This is a genomic window from Pantoea sp. YR525 (assembly GCF_900116775.1).
Classification (GTDB): domain Bacteria; phylum Pseudomonadota; class Gammaproteobacteria; order Enterobacterales; family Enterobacteriaceae; genus Pantoea; species Pantoea symbiotica.
Genome location: NZ_FPBU01000019.1, coordinates 1 through 26,194 on the forward strand (window position 1 = coordinate 1; position 26,194 = coordinate 26,194).

At 53.5% G+C, this 26,194-nt stretch carries 21 protein-coding genes, 1 pseudogene and 1 riboswitch; of the genes and pseudogenes, 16 read left to right on the plus strand and 6 right to left on the minus strand.

Going from position 1 to position 26,194, the window contains the following annotated elements; translation table 11 throughout:
- From tuf to rpoC, 9 genes and pseudogenes are all read left to right on the plus strand, one after another.
- Positions 1–318: pseudogene (gene tuf, locus BM323_RS23760) on the plus strand (elongation factor Tu); the annotation flags it as partial.
- Between the two features lie 227 nt (positions 319–545).
- A complete protein-coding gene (secE, locus tag BM323_RS23765) occupies positions 546–929 on the plus strand; it encodes a preprotein translocase subunit SecE (protein ID WP_008108388.1) in 384 nt (127 codons plus the stop codon).
- Between the two features lies 1 nt (position 930).
- A complete protein-coding gene (gene nusG, locus BM323_RS23770; RefSeq protein ID WP_008108391.1) occupies positions 931–1,476 on the plus strand; it encodes a transcription termination/antitermination protein NusG in 546 nt (181 codons plus the stop codon).
- Positions 1,477–1,624: 148 nt separating this feature from the next.
- Positions 1,625–2,053, plus strand: coding sequence for a 50S ribosomal protein L11 (rplK, locus tag BM323_RS23775; protein WP_008108393.1), 429 nt, complete (start codon positions 1,625–1,627; stop codon positions 2,051–2,053).
- A 3-nt stretch (positions 2,054–2,056) separates the two neighbouring features.
- The gene (rplA, locus tag BM323_RS23780; protein WP_008108395.1) at positions 2,057–2,761 is read left to right on the plus strand and encodes a 50S ribosomal protein L1; all 705 of its coding nucleotides are present in this window, start codon (positions 2,057–2,059) and stop codon (positions 2,759–2,761) included.
- Positions 2,762–3,109: 348 nt separating this feature from the next.
- Positions 3,110–3,607 (plus strand): 50S ribosomal protein L10, encoded by a 498-nt coding sequence (rplJ, locus tag BM323_RS23785; RefSeq protein WP_007886294.1) that lies wholly within the window; start codon positions 3,110–3,112, stop codon positions 3,605–3,607.
- A gap of 66 nt (positions 3,608–3,673) precedes the next feature.
- On the plus strand, positions 3,674–4,036 hold the full coding sequence (rplL, locus tag BM323_RS23790) for a 50S ribosomal protein L7/L12 (protein ID WP_008108398.1): 363 nt from the start codon (positions 3,674–3,676) through the stop codon (positions 4,034–4,036).
- 332 nt (positions 4,037–4,368) lie between these two features.
- Positions 4,369–8,397 carry a DNA-directed RNA polymerase subunit beta gene (rpoB, locus tag BM323_RS23795; RefSeq protein WP_008108400.1) on the plus strand — a complete coding sequence of 1,343 codons (4,029 nt, stop codon included), beginning with the start codon at positions 4,369–4,371 and terminating at the stop codon, positions 8,395–8,397.
- Positions 8,398–8,475: 78 nt separating this feature from the next.
- Complete coding sequence (gene rpoC / locus BM323_RS23800) at positions 8,476–12,699, plus strand: DNA-directed RNA polymerase subunit beta' (protein ID WP_008108402.1); 4,224 nt, start codon at positions 8,476–8,478, stop codon at positions 12,697–12,699.
- A 66-nt stretch (positions 12,700–12,765) separates the two neighbouring features.
- Here rpoC and BM323_RS23805 read toward each other — a convergent pair whose 3' ends face one another.
- Positions 12,766–12,954, minus strand: coding sequence for a DUF1127 domain-containing protein (locus tag BM323_RS23805; protein WP_008108404.1), 189 nt, complete (start codon positions 12,952–12,954; stop codon positions 12,766–12,768).
- 175 nt (positions 12,955–13,129) lie between these two features.
- Between BM323_RS23805 and BM323_RS23810 the strand changes: the two genes are divergently transcribed.
- Positions 13,130–14,584 (plus strand): aminotransferase-like domain-containing protein, encoded by a 1,455-nt coding sequence (locus BM323_RS23810; RefSeq protein WP_008108406.1) that lies wholly within the window; start codon positions 13,130–13,132, stop codon positions 14,582–14,584.
- A 153-nt stretch (positions 14,585–14,737) separates the two neighbouring features.
- Here BM323_RS23810 and thiE read toward each other — a convergent pair whose 3' ends face one another.
- The 3 genes from thiE to BM323_RS23825 form a co-directional block, all read right to left on the minus strand.
- Positions 14,738–15,385 (minus strand): thiamine phosphate synthase, encoded by a 648-nt coding sequence (thiE, locus tag BM323_RS23815; protein ID WP_008108409.1) that lies wholly within the window; start codon positions 15,383–15,385, stop codon positions 14,738–14,740.
- A complete protein-coding gene (gene thiC / locus BM323_RS23820) occupies positions 15,382–17,304 on the minus strand; it encodes a phosphomethylpyrimidine synthase ThiC (protein WP_008108410.1) in 1,923 nt (640 codons plus the stop codon). The genes thiE and thiC overlap by 4 nt, the downstream gene beginning before the upstream one ends.
- A gap of 90 nt (positions 17,305–17,394) precedes the next feature.
- A riboswitch (TPP riboswitch) is annotated at positions 17,395–17,495 on the minus strand.
- A gap of 232 nt (positions 17,496–17,727) precedes the next feature.
- Positions 17,728–18,234 (minus strand): Rsd/AlgQ family anti-sigma factor, encoded by a 507-nt coding sequence (locus BM323_RS23825; protein ID WP_008108413.1) that lies wholly within the window; start codon positions 18,232–18,234, stop codon positions 17,728–17,730.
- An 88-nt stretch (positions 18,235–18,322) separates the two neighbouring features.
- Here BM323_RS23825 and nudC point away from each other — a divergent pair, with 88 nt between their 5' ends.
- From nudC to BM323_RS23855, 6 genes are all read left to right on the plus strand, one after another.
- A complete protein-coding gene (gene nudC / locus BM323_RS23830; protein ID WP_091004360.1) occupies positions 18,323–19,096 on the plus strand; it encodes an NAD(+) diphosphatase in 774 nt (257 codons plus the stop codon).
- 39 nt (positions 19,097–19,135) lie between these two features.
- Positions 19,136–20,203 (plus strand): uroporphyrinogen decarboxylase, encoded by a 1,068-nt coding sequence (hemE, locus tag BM323_RS23835; protein ID WP_008108418.1) that lies wholly within the window; start codon positions 19,136–19,138, stop codon positions 20,201–20,203.
- A gap of 2 nt (positions 20,204–20,205) precedes the next feature.
- The gene (gene nfi, locus BM323_RS23840; protein ID WP_008108420.1) at positions 20,206–20,874 is read left to right on the plus strand and encodes a deoxyribonuclease V; all 669 of its coding nucleotides are present in this window, start codon (positions 20,206–20,208) and stop codon (positions 20,872–20,874) included.
- A 62-nt stretch (positions 20,875–20,936) separates the two neighbouring features.
- The gene (locus BM323_RS23845) at positions 20,937–21,527 is read left to right on the plus strand and encodes a YjaG family protein (RefSeq protein ID WP_008108422.1); all 591 of its coding nucleotides are present in this window, start codon (positions 20,937–20,939) and stop codon (positions 21,525–21,527) included.
- A gap of 188 nt (positions 21,528–21,715) precedes the next feature.
- The gene (gene hupA, locus BM323_RS23850) at positions 21,716–21,988 is read left to right on the plus strand and encodes a nucleoid-associated protein HU-alpha (protein WP_007886275.1); all 273 of its coding nucleotides are present in this window, start codon (positions 21,716–21,718) and stop codon (positions 21,986–21,988) included.
- Positions 21,989–22,056: 68 nt separating this feature from the next.
- On the plus strand, positions 22,057–22,722 hold the full coding sequence (locus tag BM323_RS23855) for a DUF1481 domain-containing protein (protein ID WP_008108425.1): 666 nt from the start codon (positions 22,057–22,059) through the stop codon (positions 22,720–22,722).
- A gap of 44 nt (positions 22,723–22,766) precedes the next feature.
- On the opposite strand, the gene purD is transcribed toward BM323_RS23855, so the two are convergent.
- Both purD and purH read right to left on the minus strand, forming a co-directional pair.
- Complete coding sequence (gene purD / locus BM323_RS23860; RefSeq protein ID WP_091004357.1) at positions 22,767–24,047, minus strand: phosphoribosylamine--glycine ligase; 1,281 nt, start codon at positions 24,045–24,047, stop codon at positions 22,767–22,769.
- Between the two features lie 18 nt (positions 24,048–24,065).
- Positions 24,066–25,655, minus strand: a complete 1,590-nt coding sequence (purH, locus tag BM323_RS23865; RefSeq protein WP_008108429.1) for a bifunctional phosphoribosylaminoimidazolecarboxamide formyltransferase/IMP cyclohydrolase — start codon at positions 25,653–25,655, stop codon at positions 24,066–24,068.
- Positions 25,656–26,194: the final 539 nt, after the last annotated feature.

Sequence of the window (26,194 nt, forward strand, 5' to 3'; positions counted from 1 at the left end):
GGTCAGGTTCTGGCTAAGCCGGGTTCAATCAAGCCACATACCCAGTTCACTTCAGAAGTTTACGTTCTGTCTAAAGATGAAGGCGGCCGTCATACCCCGTTCTTCAAAGGCTACCGTCCTCAGTTCTACTTCCGTACTACTGACGTGACCGGTGACGTTCAACTGCCAGAAGGCGTTGAGATGGTAATGCCAGGCGACAACGTAAAAATGACCGTTACTTTGATCAAGCCAATCGCTATGGATCAGGGTCTGCGTTTCGCAATCCGTGAAGGCGGCCGTACTGTTGGTGCGGGTGTTGTTGCTGATATTATCGCTTAATTGCGATAACATTTGACGCAATGCACAAGGAAAGGGCATCATTTGATGCCCTTTTTGCACGCTGTTACATAGAACCTGGCTCATCAGTGATTTTCAATCATAATCATTGTTGAGACAGGCTCTGTTTCACGGCGTTGGATACCGAGTTACGCTCAAAAGCTCATTCGGTTTGGATGCCTCGCTCTGCGGGGCAGAATAGTTTCTGAATTATTGTGGCAGGTTGGTTTATGAGTGCGAATACCGAAGCTCAAGGAAGCGGGCGCGGCCTTGAAGCGATGAAATGGGTAGTTGTGATCGCATTGCTCCTGGTAGCAATTGTCGGCAACTATATTTATCGCGATGTAACACTGCCGCTGCGCGCGCTGGCTGTAGTAGTGCTGATTGCTGCAGCAGGCGGCATCGCATTGCTGACAATCAAAGGCAAAGCGACTGTTGCATTTGCCCGTGAAGCAAGAACCGAAATGCGCAAGGTCATTTGGCCAACTCGCCAGGAAACATTGCACACCACGTTAATCGTTGCCGCGGTAACTGCCGTGATGTCACTGATTTTGTGGGGGCTGGATGGTATTCTGGTCCGCCTGGTATCGTTTATCACTGGCCTGAGGTTCTGAGATGTCTGAAGCTCCAAAAAAACGCTGGTACGTCGTTCAGGCGTTCTCCGGTTTTGAAGCTCGCGTAGCTAAGTCGCTGCACGAGCATATCAAACTGCACAACATGGAAGAGCTTTTTGGCGAAGTCATGGTGCCGACTGAAGAAGTCGTCGAAATCCGTGGTGGCCAACGTCGCAAAAGCGAACGTAAGTTCTTCCCTGGCTACGTATTGGTTCAGATGGTAATGAATGACGCCAGCTGGCACTTAGTACGTAGTGTACCGCGTGTGATGGGCTTTATCGGCGGAACTTCCGATCGTCCTGCGCCAATCAGTGATAAAGAAGTTGATGCGATTATGAACCGCCTGCAGCAGGTTGGTGATAAGCCGCGTCCAAAAACGCTGTTCGAGCCAGGCGAGATGGTACGCGTCAGCGACGGCCCGTTTGCCGACTTCAACGGTGTGGTCGAAGAAGTGGATTACGAGAAGAGCCGCTTGAAAGTTTCCGTTTCCATCTTTGGTCGTGCAACGCCAGTGGAACTCGACTTCGCTCAGGTGGAAAAAGCTTAACCCTTTTGTTCACTTTTTAGCTCTTGCGGAAGGCGCGAAATTTACCTATAATTTCGCGCCTTTTGTTTTTATGCGCTGCTACTAGCGTGTAAATCGTTATCACGGGGAGCCTGTTTTTCAGGCGTTAAAACCCAATTGAGGAAATATCATGGCCAAGAAAGTACAAGCCTACGTCAAGCTGCAGGTTGCAGCTGGTATGGCTAACCCAAGCCCACCTGTTGGTCCAGCTCTGGGTCAGCAGGGTGTTAACATCATGGAATTCTGCAAAGCGTTCAACGCTAAGACAGAATCTCTGGAGAAAGGTCTGCCTACTCCAGTTGTTATCACCGTATACAGCGACCGTTCTTTCACTTTCGTTACCAAAACGCCTCCGGCTGCCGTTCTGCTGAAAAAAGCAGCAGGCATCAAGTCTGGCTCTGGTAAGCCGAACAAAGATAAAGTCGGTAAAGTGACTCGTGCTCAGGTACGTGAAATCGCAGAAACTAAAGCTGCGGACATGACTGGTTCTGACGTAGAAGCGATGACTCGCTCTATCGAAGGTACTGCTCGTTCCATGGGCCTGGTAGTAGAGGATTAAGAAATGGCTAAGCTGACCAAGCGCATGAGCGTAATTCGCGACAAAGTTGACGCGACCAAGCAGTACGACATCACCGAAGCTGTTGCTCTGTTGAAAGAACTGGCTACCGCTAAGTTTGTTGAAAGCGTTGACGTTGCTGTTAACCTCGGCATCGATGCACGTAAATCTGATCAGAACGTGCGCGGCGCGACCGTTCTGCCACACGGTACTGGTCGTTCAGTACGTGTTGCCGTCTTCACCCAGGGTGCAAACGCTGAAGCTGCTAAAGCAGCTGGCGCAGAGCTGGTTGGTATGGAAGACCTGGCTGAGCAGATCAAAAAAGGCGAAATGAACTTTGACGTTGTTATCGCATCTCCAGATGCAATGCGCGTTGTTGGCCAGTTGGGCCAGGTTCTGGGCCCACGCGGTCTGATGCCAAACCCGAAAGTTGGTACTGTAACCCCTAACGTTGCTGAAGCAGTTAAAAATGCTAAAGCAGGTCAGGTTCGTTATCGTAACGACAAAAACGGCATTATCCACACCACCATCGGTAAAGTGGATTTTGACACTGACAAATTGAAAGAAAACCTGGAATCTCTGCTGGTTGCGCTGAAAAAAGCTAAACCATCACAGGCGAAAGGCGTGTACATCAAGAAAGTTAGCATCTCTACCACCATGGGCGCCGGCGTTGCTGTTGACCAGGCTGGTCTGAGCGCATCAGCAAACTAATTGCTGCTTGTAACGGGCGAAAAATTCATCTAGAATCTTACGCCCGTTGTTCTGGTTGTTAACGCAATTCAGAACCCAGATTCAAAGCGAGTGAGTGACTAAGTCTAAAGACTCAGTTGTTCAGTCGCTTAGGTTGGAGCCAGGCCTTATCCTGGCCTCCGTCCGAGACCGCAGGAGCAGAATATTTTCGGATATCTTGCTTAATACCCTGCGTAGACGGTGACAGAACCAAAAAGAATTTTTTCTTCGCTGGATTCTGCTCACCGTGTAATAGCGCTTATCGCCTTCGGGTGAATGAGTGAAGTGAGTTCCGGGAAATTATTCCCGGCCAATCCAGGAGCAAAGCTAATGGCATTAAATCTTCAAGGCAAACAAGCGATTGTTGCTGAAGTTAGCGAAGTAGCCAAAGGCGCGCTTTCAGCGGTTGTTGCGGATTCCCGCGGCGTAACCGTTGATAAAATGACCGAACTGCGTAAAGCAGGTCGTGAAGCTGGCGTTTACATGCGTGTTGTTCGTAACACCCTGCTGCGCCGCGTCGTTGAAGGTACTCCTTTCGAGTGCCTGAAAGACACGTTTGTTGGTCCGACCCTGATTGCATATTCTTTGGAACACCCGGGCGCTGCTGCTCGTCTGTTCAAAGATTTCGCTAAAGCGAATGCAAAATTTGAGGTCAAAGCTGCAGCCTTTGAAGGTGAGCTGATCACGGCGGCCAATATTGACCGTCTGGCAACTCTGCCGACTTACGAAGAAGCACTGGCACGTCTGATGTCGACCATGAAAGAAGCCGCTGCTGGCAAACTGGTCCGTACTCTGGCTGCTGTGCGCGATGCAAAAGAAGCGGCTTAAGGCCAAATTCTTTTCCTTCGTGCTTGCTAACGTATAAACTTTTTCTGATTTTTAGGAACAATCGATATGTCTATCACTAAAGACCAAATTCTGGAAGCTGTTGCCGCTATGTCCGTAATGGAAGTAGTTGAGCTGGTTTCTGCTATGGAAGAAAAATTCGGCGTTTCTGCTGCTGCTGCTGTAGCTGTTGCTGCTGGCCCAGCTGAAGCTGTTGAAGAGAAAACTGAATTCGACGTAATTCTGAAAGCTGTTGGCGCTAACAAAGTCGCAGTAATCAAAGCAGTACGTACTGCAACTGGCCTGGGCTTGAAAGAAGCTAAAGACCTGGTTGAAGCTACTGGTACTATCAAAGAAGCCATCAGCAAAGATGACGCAGCCGCTCTTGAAGCTGCTCTGAAAGAAGCTGGCGCTGAAGTTGAAGTTAAGTAAGACAACCTTTGGGTTGCAGCCTGAGTAACATTAGGCTGATGGCTGGTGACTGTTTAGGTCACCAGCCTTTTTGCGCTACAGGGGAATGATGGCGTTTCGCACTGTTTGTCCATCATTCCTCTTCAATATCTTTTTCTATCGACGCCTTAATATATCGCTCTCCTGCGAAGGTTCCCTGCCTGAGCAACGGCGATGAAATGATTTAAGAGTGATAGAAAGATGTATTGCATGGGGTGCTGCGCATCGCATGAAAAACAAAAAATAGTGTTGCATGAACTGTCCTTTTCAGGACGGACAGCGTGGTTCGACATGTCAGCTAGCTGAGGAACCCCATGGTTTACTCCTATACCGAGAAAAAACGTATTCGTAAGGATTTTGGTAAACGTCCACAAGTTTTGGACATACCTTATCTCCTTTCTATCCAGCTTGACTCGTTCCAGAAGTTTATCGAGCAAGATCCAGAAGGCCAGTACGGTCTGGAAGCAGCCTTCCGCTCCGTATTCCCAATCTCAAGCTACAGCGGCAACTCTGAGTTGCAGTATGTTAGCTACCGTTTGGGTGAGCCTGTCTTTGACGTAACTGAATGTCAGATCCGTGGCGTGACCTATTCGGCACCGCTGCGCGTGAAACTGCGTCTGGTGATCTACGAGCGCGAAGCGCCGGAAGGCACCGTAAAAGACATTAAAGAACAAGAAGTCTACATGGGCGAGATTCCACTCATGACGGACAACGGTACCTTTGTTATCAATGGTACTGAGCGTGTTATCGTTTCTCAGCTGCACCGTAGTCCTGGCGTGTTCTTCGACAGTGATAAGGGTAAAACGCACTCTTCCGGTAAAGTGCTGTATAACGCACGTATCATCCCTTACCGCGGTTCATGGCTCGACTTCGAGTTTGACCCGAAAGACAACCTCTTCGTCCGTATTGACCGTCGTCGTAAGCTGCCGGCCAGTATCATTCTGCGCGCGTTAAACTTCACCTCAGAACAAATCCTCGATCTGTTCTTTGACAAAGTCGTTTATGAAATCCGCGATAACAAACTGCAGATGGAACTGGTGCCTGAGCGCCTGCGTGGTGAAACCGCTTCCTTCGATATCGAAGCAAACGGCACGGTCTACGTTGAGAAAGGTCGTCGCATCACTGCGCGCCACATCCGTCAGCTGGAAAAAGACAACATTCAGCACATCGAAGTGCCAGTTGAATACATTGCTGGCAAAGTGGTTGCTAAAGACTACGTCGATCTGAACACCGGCGAGCTGATCGTTCCAGCGAACATGGAATTGTCACTGGATCTGCTGGCGAAGCTGAGCCAGTCAGGCCACAAGCGCATTGAAACGCTGTTCACCAACGACCTGGATCACGGTGCGTATATCTCCGAGACTCTGCGTGTTGACCCAACCAACGATCGCTTAAGCGCGCTGGTTGAGATCTACCGCATGATGCGTCCTGGCGAACCACCAACGCGTGAAGCCGCTGAAAACCTGTTTGAGAACCTGTTCTTCTCTGAAGATCGTTACGATCTTTCTGCGGTTGGCCGCATGAAGTTCAACCGTTCTCTGCTGCGTGATGAGATCGAAGGTTCAGGTATCCTGAGCAAAGACGACATCATCGAAGTGATGAAAAAGCTTATCGGTATCCGTAACGGTATCGGTGAAGTGGATGATATCGATCACCTCGGCAACCGTCGTATTCGTTCTGTTGGCGAAATGGCAGAAAACCAGTTCCGTGTTGGTCTGGTTCGTGTTGAGCGTGCAGTTAAAGAGCGTCTGTCTCTGGGCGACCTCGATACGCTGATGCCTCAGGACATGATCAACGCTAAGCCGATTTCGGCGGCGGTGAAAGAGTTCTTCGGTTCAAGCCAGCTGTCCCAGTTTATGGATCAGAACAACCCGTTGTCTGAGATTACGCACAAACGTCGTATCTCTGCTCTGGGCCCTGGCGGTCTGACCCGTGAGCGCGCCGGCTTCGAAGTGCGTGACGTACACCCAACCCACTACGGTCGTGTATGTCCTATCGAAACCCCGGAAGGCCCGAACATCGGTCTGATCAACTCACTCTCTGTTTACGCGCAGACTAACGAATACGGTTTCCTTGAAACCCCGTATCGTCGCGTTGTTGACGGAAAAGTGAGTGATGAAATTCATTACCTCTCTGCAATTGAAGAGGGTAACTACGTTATCGCTCAGGCGAACACCAACCTCGCAGAAGATGGCAGCTTTGTTGACGATCTCGTCACCTGCCGTAGCAAGGGTGAGTCAAGCCTGTTCAGCCGCGATCAGGTTGACTACATGGACGTTTCCACCCAACAGGTGGTTTCTGTCGGTGCGTCACTGATTCCGTTCCTGGAGCACGATGATGCTAACCGCGCCTTGATGGGTGCGAACATGCAACGTCAGGCGGTTCCAACTCTGCGCGCTGATAAGCCGCTGGTTGGTACCGGTATGGAGCGTGCAGTAGCGGTTGACTCCGGTGTAACTGCCGTCGCGAAACGTGGTGGTACCGTTCAGTACGTTGATGCTTCTCGTATCGTTATTAAAGTTAACGAAGAAGAGATGTATCCGGGCGAAGCGGGTATCGACATCTACAACCTGACCAAGTACACCCGTTCTAACCAGAACACCTGCATCAACCAGATGCCGTGTGTAAACCTGGGTGAACCGATTGAGCGTGGCGACGTGCTGGCTGACGGCCCGTCTACCGATCTCGGTGAACTGGCGCTCGGTCAGAACATGCGCGTGGCGTTCATGCCATGGAACGGTTACAACTTCGAAGACTCCATCCTCGTATCCGAGCGCGTGGTTCAGGAAGACCGTTTCACCACTATTCACATCCAGGAACTGGCATGTGTGTCTCGCGACACCAAGCTGGGGCCAGAAGAGATCACCGCTGATATCCCGAACGTGGGTGAAGCTGCGCTTTCTAAACTGGATGAATCCGGCATCGTGTATATCGGTGCAGAAGTGACTGGTGGCGACATTCTGGTTGGTAAAGTGACGCCGAAAGGTGAAACCCAGCTGACGCCAGAAGAGAAACTGCTGCGTGCGATCTTCGGTGAAAAAGCCTCTGACGTGAAAGATTCGTCACTGCGCGTTCCGAACGGCGTATCCGGTACGGTTATCGATGTGCAGGTCTTCACCCGCGATGGCGTGGAAAAAGACAAGCGCGCGCTGGAAATCGAAGAAATGCAGCTGAAGCAGGTTAAGAAAGACCTGTCTGAAGAACTGCAGATCTTTGAAGCGGGCCTGTTCGGCCGTATCCAGGCAGTTCTGATCTCGGGTGGTGTTGAAGCTGAGAAGCTGGACAAACTGCCACGTGAGCGCTGGTTGGAGCTGGGCCTGACTGACGAAGAGAAGCAGAATTCTCTGGAGCAGCTGGCTGAGCAGTACGACGAGCTGAAGCACGAGTTTGAGAAGAAACTTGAAGCTAAGCGTCGCAAGATCACCCAAGGCGATGATCTGGCACCAGGCGTGCTGAAAATCGTTAAGGTGTATCTGGCCGTTAAACGTCAGATCCAGCCTGGTGACAAGATGGCAGGTCGTCACGGTAACAAGGGTGTTATCTCTAAGATCAACCCTATCGAAGACATGCCTTACGATGAGAACGGTACGCCGGTCGACATCGTACTGAACCCGCTGGGCGTACCATCGCGTATGAACATCGGTCAGATCCTGGAAACTCACCTCGGTATGGCGGCGAAAGGCATTGGTGAAAAAATCAATGCGATGCTGAAGAAGCAGGAAGAAGTCTCCAAACTGCGTGAGTTCATCCAGCGTGCTTACGATCTGGGCACTGATGTGCGTCAGAAAGTTGACCTGAACACCTTTACAGACGACGAAGTGCTGCGTTTGGCAGAAAACCTGAAGAAGGGTATGCCAATCGCGACTCCGGTGTTTGACGGTGCGAAAGAGAGCGAAATCAAAGAGCTGCTGCAGCTCGGTGGCTTGCCTTCTTCCGGTCAGATCACCCTGTTCGACGGCCGTACCGGTGAGCAGTTTGAGCGTCAGGTAACCGTAGGTTACATGTATATGCTGAAACTGAACCACCTGGTCGACGACAAGATGCACGCACGTTCTACCGGTTCTTACAGCTTGGTTACTCAGCAGCCGCTGGGTGGTAAAGCGCAGTTCGGTGGACAGCGCTTCGGTGAGATGGAAGTGTGGGCACTGGAAGCATACGGTGCCGCGTATACCCTGCAGGAAATGCTTACCGTTAAATCTGATGACGTTAACGGCCGTACGAAGATGTATAAAAACATCGTCGACGGTAACCATCAGATGGAACCGGGCATGCCGGAATCCTTCAACGTACTGTTGAAAGAGATTCGCTCGCTGGGTATCAACATCGAGCTGGAAGACGAGTAAGTACTCGCAAGTACTGGTTACGGGACGTGCACTTCGGGTGCGCGTCCCTGAGAGTTCCACTCCGACGGGAGCTAATCCGTGAAAGACTTACTTAAGTTTCTGAAAGCGCAAACTAAGACCGAAGAGTTTGATGCGATCAAAATTGCTCTGGCCTCGCCAGACATGATCCGTTCATGGTCTTTTGGTGAAGTTAAAAAGCCGGAAACCATTAACTACCGTACCTTCAAGCCTGAGCGTGACGGTCTTTTTTGTGCCCGTATTTTCGGACCGGTAAAAGACTACGAATGCCTGTGCGGTAAGTACAAGCGTTTAAAACATCGCGGCGTGATCTGTGAGAAGTGTGGCGTTGAAGTTACACAGACCAAAGTACGTCGTGAGCGCATGGGCCACATTGAGCTGGCTTCTCCAACTGCGCACATTTGGTTCCTGAAATCACTGCCTTCGCGTATCGGCTTGCTGCTGGATATGCCACTGCGTGATATCGAGCGCGTGCTGTACTTCGAATCTTATGTAGTTATCGAAGGCGGCATGACCAACCTGGAAAAACGTCAGATTCTGACGGAAGAGCAGTACCTTGACGCGCTGGAAGAGTTCGGTGACGAATTCGACGCGAAGATGGGTGCGGAAGCTATCCAGGCGCTGCTGAAAAATATGGATCTGGAGCAAGAGTGCGAGCAGCTGCGTGAAGAGCTGAACGAAACAAACTCCGAGACCAAACGTAAAAAGCTGACCAAGCGTATCAAGCTGCTGGAAGCGTTCGTTCAGTCTGGTAACAAGCCAGAGTGGATGATCCTGACCGTTCTGCCGGTTCTGCCGCCAGATCTGCGCCCGCTGGTACCGCTGGATGGTGGTCGTTTCGCTACGTCGGATCTGAACGATCTGTATCGTCGCGTGATCAACCGTAACAACCGTCTGAAACGCCTGCTGGATCTGGCTGCGCCAGATATCATCGTACGTAACGAAAAACGTATGCTGCAGGAAGCGGTTGATGCACTGCTGGATAACGGCCGTCGCGGTCGCGCCATCACTGGCTCGAACAAGCGTCCGCTGAAATCTCTGGCAGACATGATCAAAGGTAAGCAGGGTCGTTTCCGTCAGAACTTGTTGGGTAAACGTGTTGACTACTCTGGTCGTTCAGTTATCACCGTTGGTCCATACCTGCGTCTGCATCAGTGCGGTCTGCCGAAGAAAATGGCTCTTGAGCTGTTCAAACCGTTCATTTACGGCAAGCTGGAACTGCGTGGCCTGGCCACCACCATCAAAGCCGCGAAGAAAATGGTTGAGCGCGAAGAAGCTGTCGTTTGGGATATCCTGGACGAAGTGATCCGCGAACACCCGGTACTGCTGAACCGTGCACCAACTCTGCACCGTTTGGGTATCCAGGCGTTTGAACCGGTTCTGATCGAAGGTAAAGCGATCCAGCTGCACCCGCTGGTTTGTGCGGCATATAACGCCGACTTCGATGGTGACCAGATGGCTGTTCACGTACCGCTGACGCTGGAAGCCCAGCTGGAAGCGCGTGCGCTGATGATGTCGACCAACAACATTCTGTCACCAGCGAACGGCGAGCCAATCATCGTTCCTTCACAGGACGTTGTTTTGGGTCTGTACTACATGACCCGCGACAAAGTGAACGCCAAAGGCGAAGGCATGGTGCTGACTGGCCCGAAAGAAGCTGAGCGTGTTTACCGCGCTGGCCTGGCCGAGCTGCATGCACGCGTTAAAGTGCGTATCACCGAATATACAAAGAACGAGCAGGAAGAGTTCGTTGCGAAAACCAGCATTATCGACACCACCATTGGTCGTGCGATTCTGTGGATGATCGTTCCGAAGGGCCTGCCTTACTCCATCGTCAACCAGGCGCTGGGTAAGAAAGCAATTTCCAAGATGCTGAACACCTGTTACCGCATCCTGGGCCTGAAGCCGACCGTTATCTTTGCTGACCAAACCATGTACACCGGTTTTGCTTACGCAGCCCGTTCAGGTGCCTCTGTAGGTATCGACGACATGGTCATCCCAGCGAAGAAAGCGGAAATCGTAGCCGAAGCGGAAGCGGAAGTTGCTGAGATTCAGGAACAGTTCCAGTCTGGTCTGGTAACTGCTGGCGAACGTTACAACAAAGTTATCGATATTTGGGCCGCTGCTAACGAACGCGTTTCCAAAGCGATGATGGATAACCTGCAAACTGAAACCGTGATCAACCGTCATGGCGAAGAAGAGCAGCAGGTGTCGTTCAACAGCATCTACATGATGGCCGACTCCGGTGCGCGTGGTTCTGCTGCACAGATTCGTCAGCTGGCCGGTATGCGTGGTCTGATGGCTAAGCCAGATGGCTCAATCATCGAAACGCCGATCACCGCGAACTTCCGTGAAGGTCTGAACGTACTCCAGTACTTCATCTCCACTCACGGTGCGCGTAAAGGTCTTGCGGATACCGCACTGAAAACCGCTAACTCCGGTTATCTGACGCGTCGTCTGGTAGACGTAGCGCAGGATCTGGTTGTTACCGAAGATGACTGCGGCACGTTCGAAGGCATCATGATGACTCCGGTCATCGAAGGTGGCGACGTTAAAGAGCCGCTTCGTGAGCGTGTACTGGGTCGTGTAACGGCTGAAGACGTTCTGAAGCCGGGCACTGCGGACATCCTGATCCCGCGTAACACCCTGATCGATGAGCACTGGTGTGATGTGATCGAACTGAATTCAGTCGATGCGATCAAAGTGCGCTCGGTTGTTGGCTGTGAAACCGACTTCGGTGTGTGTGCACACTGCTATGGTCGCGATCTGGCACGTGGTCACATCATCAATAAAGGTGAGGCCATCGGTGTTATCGCAGCACAATCCATCGGTGAGCCGGGTACTCAGCTGACGATGCGTACGTTCCACATCGGTGGTGCGGCATCTCGTGCGGCTGCTGAATCCAGCATCCAGGTTAAGAACAAAGGTACTATCAAGCTGACCAACGCGAAGTCTGTAACCAACTCCTCAGGGAAACTGGTTATCGTTTCACGTAACGTTGAGCTGAAGATGATCGACGAGTTCGGTCGTACCAAAGAGAGCTATAAAGTGCCTTACGGTGCGGTTATGGCTAAAGGTGATGGCGAGCAGGTTGCAGCGGGCGAGACCGTAGCAAACTGGGATCCGCATACCATGCCGGTAATCACCGAAGTGGGCGGTTTCATTCGCTTCACTGACATGATCGACGGTCAGACCATTACGCGTCAGACTGACGACTTAACCGGTCTGTCATCGCTGGTGGTTCTGGATTCTGCAGAACGTACTGCGGGCGGTAAAGATCTGCGTCCTGCGCTGAAAATTGTTGATGCCAACGGAAATGATGTTCTGATTCCAGGTACCGACATGCCAGCACAGTACTTCCTGCCGGGCAAAGCGATTGTTCAGCTGGAAGATGGCGTTAAGATCAGTGCCGGTGACACGCTGTCGCGTGTTCCGCAAGAATCTGGCGGTACCAAGGATATTACCGGTGGTCTGCCGCGCGTTGCTGACTTGTTCGAAGCGCGTCGTCCGAAAGAGCCAGCAATCCTGGCGGAGATCAGCGGTATCATCTCCTTCGGTAAAGAGACCAAAGGTAAGCGTCGTCTGGTAATCACGCCGGTTGATGGTAGCGATCCGTACGAAGAGATGATTCCAAAATGGCGTCAGCTTAACGTATTCGAAGGTGAGCGCGTAGAACGTGGTGACGTCGTATCTGACGGTCCAGAGTCTCCGCACGATATCCTGCGTCTGCGTGGCGTCCATGCTGTGACCCGTTACATCACTAACGAAGTGCAGGAAGTTTACCGTCTGCAAGGCGTTAAGATTAACGATAAACACATCGAAGTCATCGTTCGTCAGATGCTGCGTAAAGCAACCATCTCGAGCGTGGGAAGCACCGACTTCCTGGAAGGTGAGCAGGCTGAATACTCTCGCATCAAGATCTCTAACCGTGAACTTGAAGCGAATGGCAAAATCGGCGCGACATTCATGCGCGATCTGCTGGGTATCACCAAAGCGTCACTGGCAACCGAATCGTTCATCTCTGCAGCATCGTTCCAGGAGACCACGCGTGTCCTGACTGAAGCAGCAGTTGCAGGTAAGCGCGATGAACTGCGCGGCCTGAAAGAGAACGTAATCGTGGGTCGTCTGATCCCAGCCGGTACCGGTTATGCTTATCACCAGGATCGTATGCGTCGCCGCTCTGCGGGTGAAGCACCGGTTGCACCGCAGGTTACTGCGGATGAAGCCTCTGCTAGCCTGGCTGAATTGCTGAACGCCGGTCTGGGCGGAAGCGACGACGAGTAATTCGTCTGCTAAAGCTGACCAATAAAAAACCCTGCCTCGGCAGGGTTTTTTTTCGTCTTAATTTTGTCAGAACTTGCGGCAGACATCTTCGCGTGTCAGTCCGATATCCCGCAGCTGATTGTCACTCAGTTTTGACAGGATTCGATGTGTTTCACGCCGTGCTTTCCAGTGTTTAACCATACGTACTGCGCCACGGAAGATATCCAGTAAAGTGACATCAAAAGGTTTAGCCGCGCGGTTTTGATCGAATTCCATAATCCTTGCCCTCAGTAGGTTGCCTGAGATGCATTGTCCAATTCCTGCACATTATGATACAGACGCAAAAATCACTTATCTTTAACATACAGATTGCGCTGTGATGGATCTGAATGGTAATAATAAGGACTATCTGTACTGGTTTGTTATGATCTAAGGCTGAGTGAGGCATACGATGACGCGCTACCAACATTTGGCATGTTTGCTTTCAGATCGTATTGAGCAAGGGCTGTACCGCAGCGGCGAGCGTTTGCCATCGGTGCGCACGCTTAGCCTGGAACATGGCGTGAGCATCAGCACCGTTCAGCAGGCGTATCATCTGCTGGAAGAGAAACAGCTGATCGTACCGCAGCCACGATCCGGGTATTTCGTTGCAACGCGCAAAGCGACGCCGCCGATGCCGGCCATAACCCGACCGGCACAGCGCCCGGTGGAGATCACCCAATGGGAATCGGTGCTGGAGTTGCTCAGTAGCCGAACGAACAGCGATGTGTTGCAACTCGGCAGCGGTATTCCCGATCTCACTCAACCCACATTGAAACCGCTGTGGAAAATTCAGAGCCGCATGGCCCAGAGGCAGGATATTGATCAGCTCAACTATGACAGTTTGTTGGGCGTCGCGGCATTGCGCGAACAGGTTGCGCGCCTGACGATCGACAGCGGTTGTCAGCTCACGGCAGAAGATATCGTGATTACCACCGGCTGCCATGAAGCGCTGTCGATTTCGATTCGTGCGATATGCCAGGCCGGTGACATCATTGCGGTTGAGTCGCCCACTTTCCACGGCACCATGCAAACGTTGCGCGGCTTCGGCATTCGCGCCATTGAAATTCCTACCGATTCGGTCACTGGCATTAGCCTGGAAGCGTTGGAACTGGCGTTCGAGCAGTGGCCGATCAAAGCGGTGGTGGTAGTGCCAAACTGCAATAATCCGCTGGGCTTTATCATGCCGGAATCTCGCAAACGTGCGCTGGTAACGCTGGCGCAGCGTTTCGATGCCGCGATTATTGAAGACGATGTGTATGGTGAGCTGGCGTGGGAGTATCCGCGTCCGGTTACTATCAAGTCGCTGGACAACGATGGCCGCGTGTTGCTGTGCAGTTCGTTCTCCAAGACGCTGGCGCCGGGACTGCGTGTCGGTTGGGTGGCGCCGGGGCGCTATCGCGATCGCGTGCTGCATATGAAATACATCAGCACCGGATCGACGGCAACACAGCCGCAGCATGCGGTCGCCGAGTTTATTCGCCTTGGTCATTATCTTCCGCACTTGCGGCGCATGCGTCAGGTGTATCAACGCAACTACGAAACTTTCAGCTGTTGGGTGCGCCACTATTTCCCATGCGGAATTTGTGTGTCGCGTCCTCAGGGCAGCTTCCTGATGTGGATTGAGTTGCCAGAGGCGTTTGACGCAGTCAGGCTCAACACCGAATTGCGGGAGCTGAACATGCAGGTTGCGGTCGGCTCGCTGTTTTCGGCCTCGGGCAAGTATCGCAACTGCTTGCGCCTGAATTATGGTTTGCCAATGAATGAGCATACGGAGCAGGCGATAGCCCAACTCGGTGCAGCGGTAGAACGTGCCATGCTGGCTTGCAGTGTAGAAACCGTGCATACCTCCTCCCTGACCATGTAAAGAAAGGCAGGGCTGGGAGAGGTTAAGACCAGCCCTGGCCCGCTGCAAGCGACAGCGGGCAGGCACACTTTAGCTTTATCAGGAAAGGACGCTAGCCATCACATCACGCTGCTGCGCGGCAGATTCCAGCGTTTCATCCTTACTTACCACGCATTACATAGCTTTTGCAGGTTCGATTCCATTTTCCACCAGTGACAGCAACTGCTGCGTTGCTGCGCGCCAGTCTGCGGCCTGGGTAATCGCGCTCACCACCGCAATACTGCCCACGCCGGTGGCCAGCACTTCAGGCACGCGCGCCAGTGAAATACCACCAATCGCCACAGTTGGCATATCCTGTAAACGCGTCAGATGGCGTTTCAATTCCACCACGCCCTGCGGTGCAGAAGGCATGTCTTTGGTTTGCGTAGGATAGATGTGGCCAAGCGCAATATAAGAGGGGCGCAGCGCCAGAGCCCGATCCAGCTCGGCATCATCATGCGTCGATAAACCCAGGCGCAATCCCGCCTCACGGATGGCCGCCAGATCGGCGACATCGAGGTCTTCCTGGCCAAGGTGCACGCCATAAGCGTGATATTTAATGGCTAATCGCCAGTAATCATTGATAAACAGCCGAGCGCGATACTGTTTGCCAAGCGCAATCGCCTCGCGCACGACATCTTCCACCTCATGATCTTCACAATCTTTGATGCGCAGCTGAATGGTGCGCACACCGGCTTCCAGCAAGCGCGCGATCCATTCCACGCTATCAACAACCGGATACAGCCCCAGTTTTGGGGCCGTGGCAGGAAAGGCGTCGGTCATACATTTTCCTCTTTAAGGGTATCGGCAGCGTGATAAAGCTCGCCGCCACGATTGCGGAAGGCATCCGACATTTGCGCCATACCAATCTCTATCGGCTGAGCTTCAGCCTGTTGGCGTGCGGCAAACTCGCGCACTTCCTGAGTAATTTTCATTGAGCAGAATTTTGGGCCGCACATCGAACAGAAGTGCGCGACTTTGCCTGATTCCTGCGGCAGGGTTTCATCGTGATAGGCGCGTGCGGTGTGCGGATCAAGCGCCAGATTGAACTGATCTTCCCAGCGAAATTCAAAACGCGCTTTCGACATCGCATTGTCGCGGATCTGCGCGCCCGGATGACCTTTCGCCAGATCCGCTGCGTGCGCGGCGATCTTGTAGGTGATCAGCCCTTGTTTCACATCCTCTTTATTCGGCAAACCGAGGTGCTCTTTCGGCGTCACGTAACAGAGCATGGCGCAGCCGAACCAGCCAATCATGGCCGCGCCGATGCCAGAAGTGAAATGGTCGTAGCCGGGCGCGATATCGGTGGTGAGCGGGCCAAGCGTGTAAAACGGGGCTTCGTGGCAGTGCTCAAGCTGTTCGGTCATATTGCGACGAATCATCTGCATCGGCACATGGCCCGGACCTTCAATCATCACCTGCACATCATATTCCCAGGCGATTTTAGTCAGTTCGCCCAGCGTATGCAGTTCGGCAAATTGCGCCTCATCGTTGGCATCCTGAATCGAGCCGGGACGCAGGCCGTCGCCGAGCGACAGCGCCACATCGTAGGCGGCACAAATTTCACAAATCTCGCGGAAGTGCAGATAGAGGAAACTTTCGGTGTGATGTGACAGGCACCATTTCGCCATGATCGAGCCGCCGCGCGACACAATGCCGGTCAGGCGTTTGGCTGTCATTGGCACGTAGCGCAGCAGTACGCCAGCGTGAATGGTGAAGTAATCGACACCTTGTTCTGCCTGCTCCAGCAGCGTGTCGCGGAAAATCTCCCAGTTGAGATCTTCTGCAATACCGTTCACTTTCTCCAGCGCCTGATAAATCGGCACTGTACCAATCGGCACCGGGCTGTTTCGCAAAATCCACTCACGCGTTTCATGAATGTAGCGGCCGGTTGAGAGATCCATCACGGTGTCTGCGCCCCAGCGCGTCGACCACACCAGCTTCTCCACTTCTTCTTCAATCGATGAACTCACCGCCGAGTTACCAATATTGGCATTTACCTTCACCAGGAAGTTGCGGCCAATGATCATCGGTTCTGATTCGGGATGGTTGATGTTAGAAGGGATGATGGCGCGGCCGCTGGCGACTTCCTGGCGGACAAATTCAGCGGTGATATTTTCCGGCAGATTAGCGCCAAAGCTGTGGCCCGGATGCTGCTGTAGCAGCACTTCACCGCGAATGCGCTCGCGGCCCATGTTTTCGCGCAGCGCAATAAACTCCATTTCCGGCGTGATGATGCCCTGACGCGCATAGTGCAGCTGGGTAACCCGGCGACCCGCTTTGGCGCGGCGCGGTTGTGGCAGATGTTCAAAACGCAGGTGATCCAAGCCTTCATCCGCCAGACGTTGCTGCGTGTAGCTGGAACTTAGCTGGTGGATCGTTTCACTGTCGCCACGATCTTCGATCCAGTTGGCGCGTAGTCTTGCAAGTCCCTGATGCACATCAATAGTGGCTTGAGGATCGCCATAAGCACCGGCGGTGTCGTATACCGGAACCGCTTCATTCGGCTCATATTGCGGATGTTCTTTGCTGCCGCCGATGTGCGTCGGGCTGAGCTGTATCTCACGCATTGGCACACGAATATCCTCGCGGCTGCCAGTGATCCAGATACGTTTGGAGTTGGGGAAAGCAGTTCCCTGCAGGGAATCGATAAATTCTTGCGCCTGAGCGCGTTGTTCACGACGAGAAGTTTTAGCAGACATAGCAAGTTTCCGGTAAAGGTTGGAAGTTGCTTGTCCAGAGTTCGGAAGGAGTAACAGCGACGATGCTGGGCGCCAGCTTGCAACGTGCTGATGATGTCTACTCTTGTTCCCTTCGCAGGTACTAACCTGATCAGGTTCCGCGGATCCCGAATTAACGGTCTCAGCCCCAGAGGGCACTCCGACAAGGTTGTGTTTTGTGGTTTAAGCTACTTTGCTTGCCATTTTGCACCTGGGCAGTGCTCGTGACCGTCACGTACTACGTGTACGCTCCGGTCCCTGCGCGCTGTCCGAGTGCAAACTGGCTGCGCACGCTACGCTTAAACCGCAAAATTTGGCTCTTCATGTTTTGAAGAGGCAATAAAAAAGCCCATTCAGCATAAGAGGGCTTTTCTTGAATAACAAGTTTTTTACATCTTCGGGATGTTAAGCCGGGCGGGCGATGACGCTGTCGTTGGCAACCGGCGGACGCGCCAGTTGGTGATCCCAGGCGAGCTGCACCAGCTTATCTTCCAGCGTAAAGCGCGATTCCAGCACCTCGCCGACTTCGGAGAGCGCGGTTTGAAAATCCACGCAATTATCATCGTTAATCGCTTGCTGCAGATGGGTGTCGTAAAGCTGCATGATGCGATCGGTATTCGCCTCGAGTGCCGGATAAATCTGCGCGGCCACGATTAATGGGCTATCACCCTGCATCTCACTAATGATGTGTTCATACACGCTGAAATGGCCGGTAGACAGGTAATCCACCAGGTTGTGACAAAATGCATCCAGCGCCTGTTCATCCAGCGCGGTTAACGCATCTTTTTGTGGCTTCATGCCAATAAGCTCGTAGTAAGTGACGAGCAGCTGTCGACGGGCGCGCAGCCATGAATCCACCAATTCATTTCTGCCACCTACACGCTCTGTCAGGTTCTCTAACTGGTTAAGCATATGGGGCTCCAGGTAGGTTATAGTTGTTTATTACACACTTAATATTAGGATTTCAGCGTGCGATTTGACGCTAAGGACAACGATTAAGATGCAACGTGAGATCTCAAGCTTAGACGCTGGTTGGTGGGTTGTCAGCCATGAGCAAAAACTTTGGATGCCGCAGGGTGAATTGCCGCATGGCTTAGCCACCGATTTTGGCATGAACGGCAGCAACGGCATTTTGATTGGCGAGTGGCAGGGCGAGAATGTCTGGCTGGTACGCGAGCCGCGCCCGGACAGCATGGGCTCCGTGCGCCAACTGATTGATGAGGATGTCGGCCTGTTCCAAATCGCCGGACGTGGCGTGCAGCTGGCGGAGTTTTACCGCTCGCATCGCTGGTGCGGCTATTGCGGCCATGAGATGCACATCAGCAAACGCGAATTTGCCTGCTTGTGCAATCACTGCCGCGAGCGCTATTACCCGCAAATTGCGCCGTGCATCATCGTGGCCATTCGCCGTGGCGATGAGATTCTGCTCGCCAATCATGCGCGCCACCGTAACAACATCTACACCGTGCTGGCCGGCTTCGTCGAAGTGGGCGAAACCTTAGAACAAGCGGTAGCGCGGGAAGTGATGGAGGAGAGTAACGTGCGGGTGAAAAACGTGCGCTACGTAACCTCGCAGCCGTGGCCGTTCCCGCACTCTCTGATGATGGCGTATATGGCGGAATATGATGGCGGCGATCTGCAACACGACGGTAAAGAGCTGCTGGATGCCGGTTGGTATCGCTATGACGATTTGCCGCTGTTGCCGCCGCCCGGCACGGTGGCGCGTCGCCTGATTGAAGATACCGTTGCCCTGTGTCGCGCCAGCACGGCGTGAAAATGCTACACTGCCGGCCTTAGCATGAGAGAGCCCATTATGAGTGAACTGAAGAACGATCGTTATCTGCGCGCCCTGTTACGTCAGCCGGTAGATGTCACGCCGGTATGGATGATGCGACAAGCCGGGCGCTATTTGCCGGAGTACAAAGCCACGCGTGCTGAAGCCGGTGATTTTATGTCGCTGTGTAAGAATGCTGAGCTGGCGTGTGAAGTCACGCTGCAACCGCTGCGTCGCTATGCGCTGGATGCGGCAATCCTCTTCAGCGATATTCTCACCATTCCGGATGCGATGGGACTTGGGCTCTACTTTGAGACCGGCGAGGGCCCGCGTTTCTCCAATCCGATCACCTGCCGTGCGGATGTCGACAAACTGCCGGTGCCGGATCCAGAGCAAGAACTCGGTTATGTGATGAACGCGGTGCGTACCATTCGTCACAACCTGAAAGGCGAAGTGCCGCTGATCGGTTTCTCCGGCAGCCCGTGGACGCTGGCAACCTATATGGTTGAAGGCGGCAGCAGCAAAGCCTTCACGAAAATCAAAAAGATGATGTACGCCGAGCCGCAAACCCTGCACAAGCTGCTGGATAAGCTGGCCGATAGCGTGATTCTTTATCTCAATGCGCAGATCAAAGCTGGCGCGCAGTCGATCATGGTGTTCGACACATGGGGCGGCGTGCTGACCGGACGCGACTATCGCGAATTCTCGCTCTATTACATGCATAAAATCGTCGATAGCGTGCTGCACGAGAATGAAGGTCGTCGCGTACCTATTACGCTGTTCACCAAAGGTGGCGGCCAGTGGCTGGAAGCGATAGCCGCGACTGGCTGTGATGCGCTGGGACTCGACTGGACCACCGATATCGCCGATGCGCGTCGTCGCGTGGGTGACAAAGTGGCACTGCAAGGCAACATGGATCCTTCCATGCTGTATGCACCGCCTGCGCGCATTGAGCAGGAAGTGGCCGGGATTCTCGAAGGTTTTGGCGCGGGCGAAGGCCACGTGTTTAACTTGGGCCACGGCATCCATCCAGATGTGCCACCTGAGCATGCCGGTGCGTTTGTAGAAGCGGTGCATCGTCTGTCACGTCCTTATCATCAGGGCTGATAGTGGATTTAGCCGCACTACGCCAGGAACAGTTGCAACGCGCTGCTGATGTAGTGCGGCAGGATGATTTCGACGTGCTGCCGCCGCGCTTTATTGGTGGTGCCGACGTAGGTTTTGAACAGGGCGGTGAGATCACACGCGCTGCTCTGGTCATCCTCGAGTATCCATCCTTAACGCTGGTGGAACATCGCATTGCACGCGTGGCTACCACCATGCCGTATATTCCGGGCTTCTTATCCTTCCGCGAAATGCCGGCACTGCTGGAAGCCTGGCAGCAGCTCTCCCACATGCCCGATCTGCTGTTTGTGGATGGTCACGGTATTTCCCATCCTCGTCGGCTTGGCGTAGCGGCGCATTTCGGATCGCTGGTGGATGTGCCTACCATTGGCGTAGCGAAGAAGCGCCTATGCGGACGTTTTGCTGAGCTGGACGCAGAGCCAGGCAGCCGTCAGCCGCTACTCGACAAAGGTGAACAGATTGGCTGGGTATGGCGCAGTAAAGCGCGCTGTAATCCGCTGTTTATCTCCACCGGCCATCGGGTCAGCATGGATAGCGCCTTGCATTGGGTGGAAGCCTGTACCGCAGGCTATCGTTTGCCGGAACCGACGCGTTGGGCAGATGCTGTCGCCTCTGGACGCCCGGCCTTTCTGCGCTGGCAAAATACGCCTTAACGCTGTTTGTGCCCGGCTTTTGCGGTACACTGCCGCCAGCTAACCTATTGAGAGTAAGTTTGATGTTACAGAATCCCGTCCATTTGCGTCTGGCGAAGCTTGAAAGCTGGCAGCATATGACTTTCATGGCCTGCCTGTGCGAGCGTATGTTCCCCAACTATTGGGCTTTCTGTCAGCAGACCGAATTCGCCGATCCGCAACTCTATCGCCGCATCCTCGATCTGATCTGGGAAAGCCTGACGGTGAAAGATGCCAAAATCAATTTCGACGGTCAGCTGGAGAAATTTGAAGCGGCGATCCCTGATGGTGACGATTTCGAGGTTTACGGTGTACATCCGGCGATTGATGCCTGCGTGGCATTAAGTGAACTGCTGCATGCACAGCTCAGCGGTGAAACGCTGGAGCACGCTGTTGAAGTCAGCCGTACATCGATCACCACCGTGGCGATTCTGGAAATGACGCAGGCCGGTCGCGAAATGACCGACGAAGAGCTGCGTGAAAATCAGGCGGTAATCGATGAATGGGACCTGCAGTGGGAGATTTTCCGCCTGCTGTCTGAGTGCGAAGAGCGCGACCTGGAATTGATTAAAGGCCTGCGTGCAGACCTGCGCGAAGCGGGAATCAGTAACATCGGTATACTTTTTCAGCAATAAGGCAAGAAAACGTGACTTCAGGCCCGAATTACCGCGCCTGGAGGCTTCACATCGGCCCCCTGTCTGGTCTACATTTGGGGGGCTGAAAATTGTGGCTATCGGTGCGTACCGGCTGAACAAGGCCTGAGAAGGGCTTTTCCCTCGCACTCGTTGCTTAGCAAGCGATAAATACACTTTAAGGATAACTTATGAACAAGACTCAACTGATTGATGTGATCGCAGAGAAAGCTGACCTGTCTAAAACCCAGGCTAAGACTGCGCTGGAATCTACCCTGGCTGCGATCACTGAGTCTCTGAAAGAAGGTGATGCTGTACAACTGGTTGGTTTTGGTACTTTTAAAGTGAACCACCGCGCTGAGCGTACCGGTCGCAACCCGCAGACTGGCAAAGAGATCAAAATTGCAGCGGCTAACGTGCCAGCGTTCGTTTCAGGCAAAGCTCTGAAAGACGCTGTTAAGTAAGTTTCCGCATTGCGGTTTAGCTTTAAAAGAGGGGGCGTTAGCGCCCCTTTTTGTTGCCGGGACCTGCTATGCTGAATTCAATTCCTCAGCGCGTTTGCGCCCTATTATTTGGTGCGCTGCTTACGGGCTGTAGCTCCACTCCTGATCTTCCTGCCTTTACGGCGAGCGGCTACCTGGCCGACCGCGGCACCGTGCGCATCTGGCGCAAGAATAGCGACCATCAAGTGGTTCACCTGCGTACGGTCTTCACGCCGTTTAATGGCGATGCGATGGAAACCACTGATTACAACTGGCAGCAGCAGAAGCTGATTAGCGTCGAACGACGTGTTGCCGGTGCACAGCCGGACGATGTCACCTTACGCTTCGATCATCAGGGCAATCTCAATTTCATGCAGCGCCAACTGGCGGGACGACGTGAAGCGGTTAGCGCAGATAGCGTTGAGCTGTATCGCTTCGATGCGCAGCGCATGTTGGATCAGAGCAATGCGTTGCTTGCAGGCCGCGTATTGCTGCGTCAGGGCCATTGGCTGGGCGGCAATCAGGTACGAGAGTGCGATGACAAGCTGGTGAATGCGGCATTTGATCGCGACACGCTGTATACGCTAAGTCGCCAGCAGCAGAGCCAGTCTGCGCCGTTGATGGTGTCGTGGCTGGAAGCGCCGGAAGGTGTGCAACTGCTTCGTGCTACGCCGGATGACGAATGCAGCTGGCAGCCAAAAGAGAGCGATTTCTAGCAGGCGGATAAGAGAAGGGGCACATGCTGTGCCCCTTTGCGTACTTATTTGCGGTTAATGGCGCGGTAACCGATATCGCGGCGGCAGAAGCTGCCATCCCACGAGATATGCTGCGCCAGCGCATAAGCGTTCTGCTGCGCAGCGGCTACATCGTCGCCCAGCGCGGTCACGCACAGTACGCGACCGCCGTTGGTCACCACCAGATCGTCTTTCATGGTGGTGCCAGCGTGGAACACTTTGCCGTCCGGCACTTCTTCCAGCGGCAGACCGTGAATCTGATCGCCCGTGTTGTAATCGCCCGGATATCCTCCCGCCGCTAACACCACGCCGAGAGAGGGACGCGGATCCCACTGCGAGGTTTGCTGATCCAGTTTGCCATCGGTCGCCGCCAGACATAGCTCAACCAGATCCGATTGCAGACGCAGCATGATCGGCTGAGTTTCCGGATCGCCAAAGCGGCAGTTAAATTCGATCACTTTAGGCTGACCGGCTTTATCGATCATCAAACCGGCGTACAGGAAGCCGGTATAGATGTTGCCTTCAGCTTTCATACCGCTGACGGTTGGCCAGATGATCTGATCCATCACGCGCTGGTGGATCTCATCAGTCACCACTGGCGCCGGAGAATACGCGCCCATGCCGCCGGTGTTTGGACCGGTATCGCCATCGCCGACGCGCTTGTGATCCTGGCTGGTGGCCATTGGCAGCACATTGTTGCCGTCGACCATCACGATAAAGCTGGCTTCTTCGCCATCAAGGAATTCTTCAATCACGATGCGGTGACCGGCATCGCCGAACGCATTGCCAGCCAGCATGTCTTGCACTGCTGCTTCGGCTTCAGCCAGTTCCATCGCCACGATCACGCCTTTACCGGCGGCCAGACCGTCAGCTTTAATGACGCTCGGTGCGCCTTTCTCACGCAGATAGGCCAGCGCAGGCTCTACTTCGGTGAAGTTCTGGTACTCGGCGGTTGGGATCTGCTGACGTGCCAGGAAATCTTTGGTGAACGCCTTTGAGCCTTCCAACTGGGCAGCGGCTTGCGTTGGGCCAAAGATCTTCAGACCTGCAGCACGGAACGCATCAACCACGCCAATCACCAGCGGTGCTTCCGGGCCAACGATGGTCAGGTCGATTTTTTCCTGCTGAGCAAAAGCCAGCAGCGCGGGAACGTCGGTGGCGCTGATTGCCACGTTCTGCAGAGCCGGCTCGAGCGCGGTGCCCGCATTGCCCGGCGCGACAAACACGGTTTCGGCCAGTGGCGATTGTGCCGCTTTCCATGCCAGCGCGTGCTCACGTCCGCCATTACCAATCACTAAAATTTTCATCTGTACTGCTCCCAACAATTAATGGCGGAAATGACGCATGTCGGTAAAGATCATCGCGATGCCGTGCTCATCAGCGGCGGCAATCACTTCATCATCACGGATTGAACCGCCTGGCTGAATCACGCAGCTGATGCCGACAGCCGCTGCGGCGTCGATACCGTCGCGGAACGGGAAGAATGCATCAGACGCCATCGCGGAGCCTTTCACTTCCAGACCTTCGTCACCCGCTTTGATGCCGGCAATTTTGGCCGAGTAAACGCGGCTCATCTGGCCGGCGCCAATGCCGATGGTCATATTGTCACGTGCGTAGACGATGGCATTGGATTTAACGAACTTCGCCACTTTCCAGCAGAACAGCGCATCACGCAGCTCCTGCTCAGTTGGCTGACGCTTGCTGACAACGCGCAGCTGGCTGGCATCGACCATGCCCAGATCGCGATCCTGAACCAGCACGCCGCCGTTAACACGTTTGAAATCCAGCGCCGCAACGCGACCTTGCCACTGACCACACACCAGAACGCGTACGTTCTGCTTAGCGGCGGTCACTTTTAGTGCTGCTTCGCTGGCGGATGGCGCGATGATCACTTCAACAAACTGACGGCTGATGATCGCCTGTGCGGTGGCTTCGTCCAGCTCGCGGTTGAAAGCGATGATGCCGCCGAAAGCAGAAGTCGGGTCAGTTTTGTAGGCGCGCTCGTAAGCGTCAAGAATCGAACCGCCAACCGCCACGCCGCATGGGTTAGCGTGTTTAACGATCACGCAAGCGGCTTCGTCGAACTCTTTCACGCACTCGAGTGCGGCATCGGTATCGGCGATGTTGTTGTAAGAGAGCGCTTTGCCCTGAACTTGCTGCGCGGTGGCAACAGAAGCTTCAGCAACATTCTCTTCTATATAGAAGGCAGCATCCTGATGGCTGTTCTCGCCGTAACGCATATCCTGCTTCTTAATGAAGTTGAGGTTAAGCGTGCGCGGGAAGCGGCCGGCCGGTTCTTTGCTGTCGCTGTGATAAGCCGGCACCAGGCTACCGAAGTAGTTGGCAATCATACTGTCATAAGCGGCAGTGTGTTCGAAGGCTTTGATGGCCAGATCAAAACGCGTTTCCAGCGTGAGCGAGTTTTCGTTGGCATCCAACTCGGCAATGATTGCCTCGTAATCGCTGCTCTTCACCACGATCGCCACGTCTTTATGGTTCTTCGCCGCTGAGCGAACCATGGTTGGGCCACCGATATCGATGTTCTCAACCGCGTCAGCTAATGAGCAATCAGGTTTGGCAACGGTTTGTGCGAAGGGATACAGGTTGACGACCACCATGTCGATTGGGTTGATGGCGTGTTCAGCCATGATCGTATCATCCTGACCACGACGACCCAAAATGCCGCCATGCACTTTCGGGTGCAGCGTTTTGACGCGTCCATCCATCATTTCCGGGAAACCGGTGTAGTCAGAAACTTCGGTGACGGGCAGGCCCGCATCTGCCAGCAGACGTGCGGTACCGCCTGTGGAGAGCAGCTCAACACCACGACTGGAGAGTGCCTGAGCAAATTCGAGGATACCGGCTTTGTCAGAGACACTGAGTAGAGCGCGGCGTACAGGACGACGTTGTTGCATGGTGGTTTTATCCCTTGGCTTTGTTTCGCGTAAAAAAGAGCGTTACATCAAGCTTAGTGTCTCTCTTCTATATAGAAGGAAACGCTTGCCTCATGTAACGCCCCAAAAGGGGCATCCTTGACGTCGCCGGGCATTGTAGCGAAAACGTTTGCGTGATGCTCGCCTAAATTCATTTGTGCGGCAGAGTGTGGATAACACTGTGTGTAACTGCGTATAAGGCGGGGTTTTGCTGTGGAATGCAGCGAACGGTTGTTTTTATTGAATTTAGTGGTTGCGCGCTGAGAACAACTCCCTATAATGCGCATCCATCAACACGGCACAACGGTTTACGAAATGCGGTGTTGGTGAGGAAGATTCGATAAGAACTTCCGCCGGATGAAAACGCTGAAAAAAAGTGTTTGACTCCGAAGGAGAGTAGCGTAATATACGCCACCTCGCGACAGGCGGTTCAGCCGCTGTTCGCAACGCTCTTTAACAATTTATCAGACAATCTGTGTGGGCACTCGCAGGATTGATATCAGCGTCTCCGGACGTAAAAA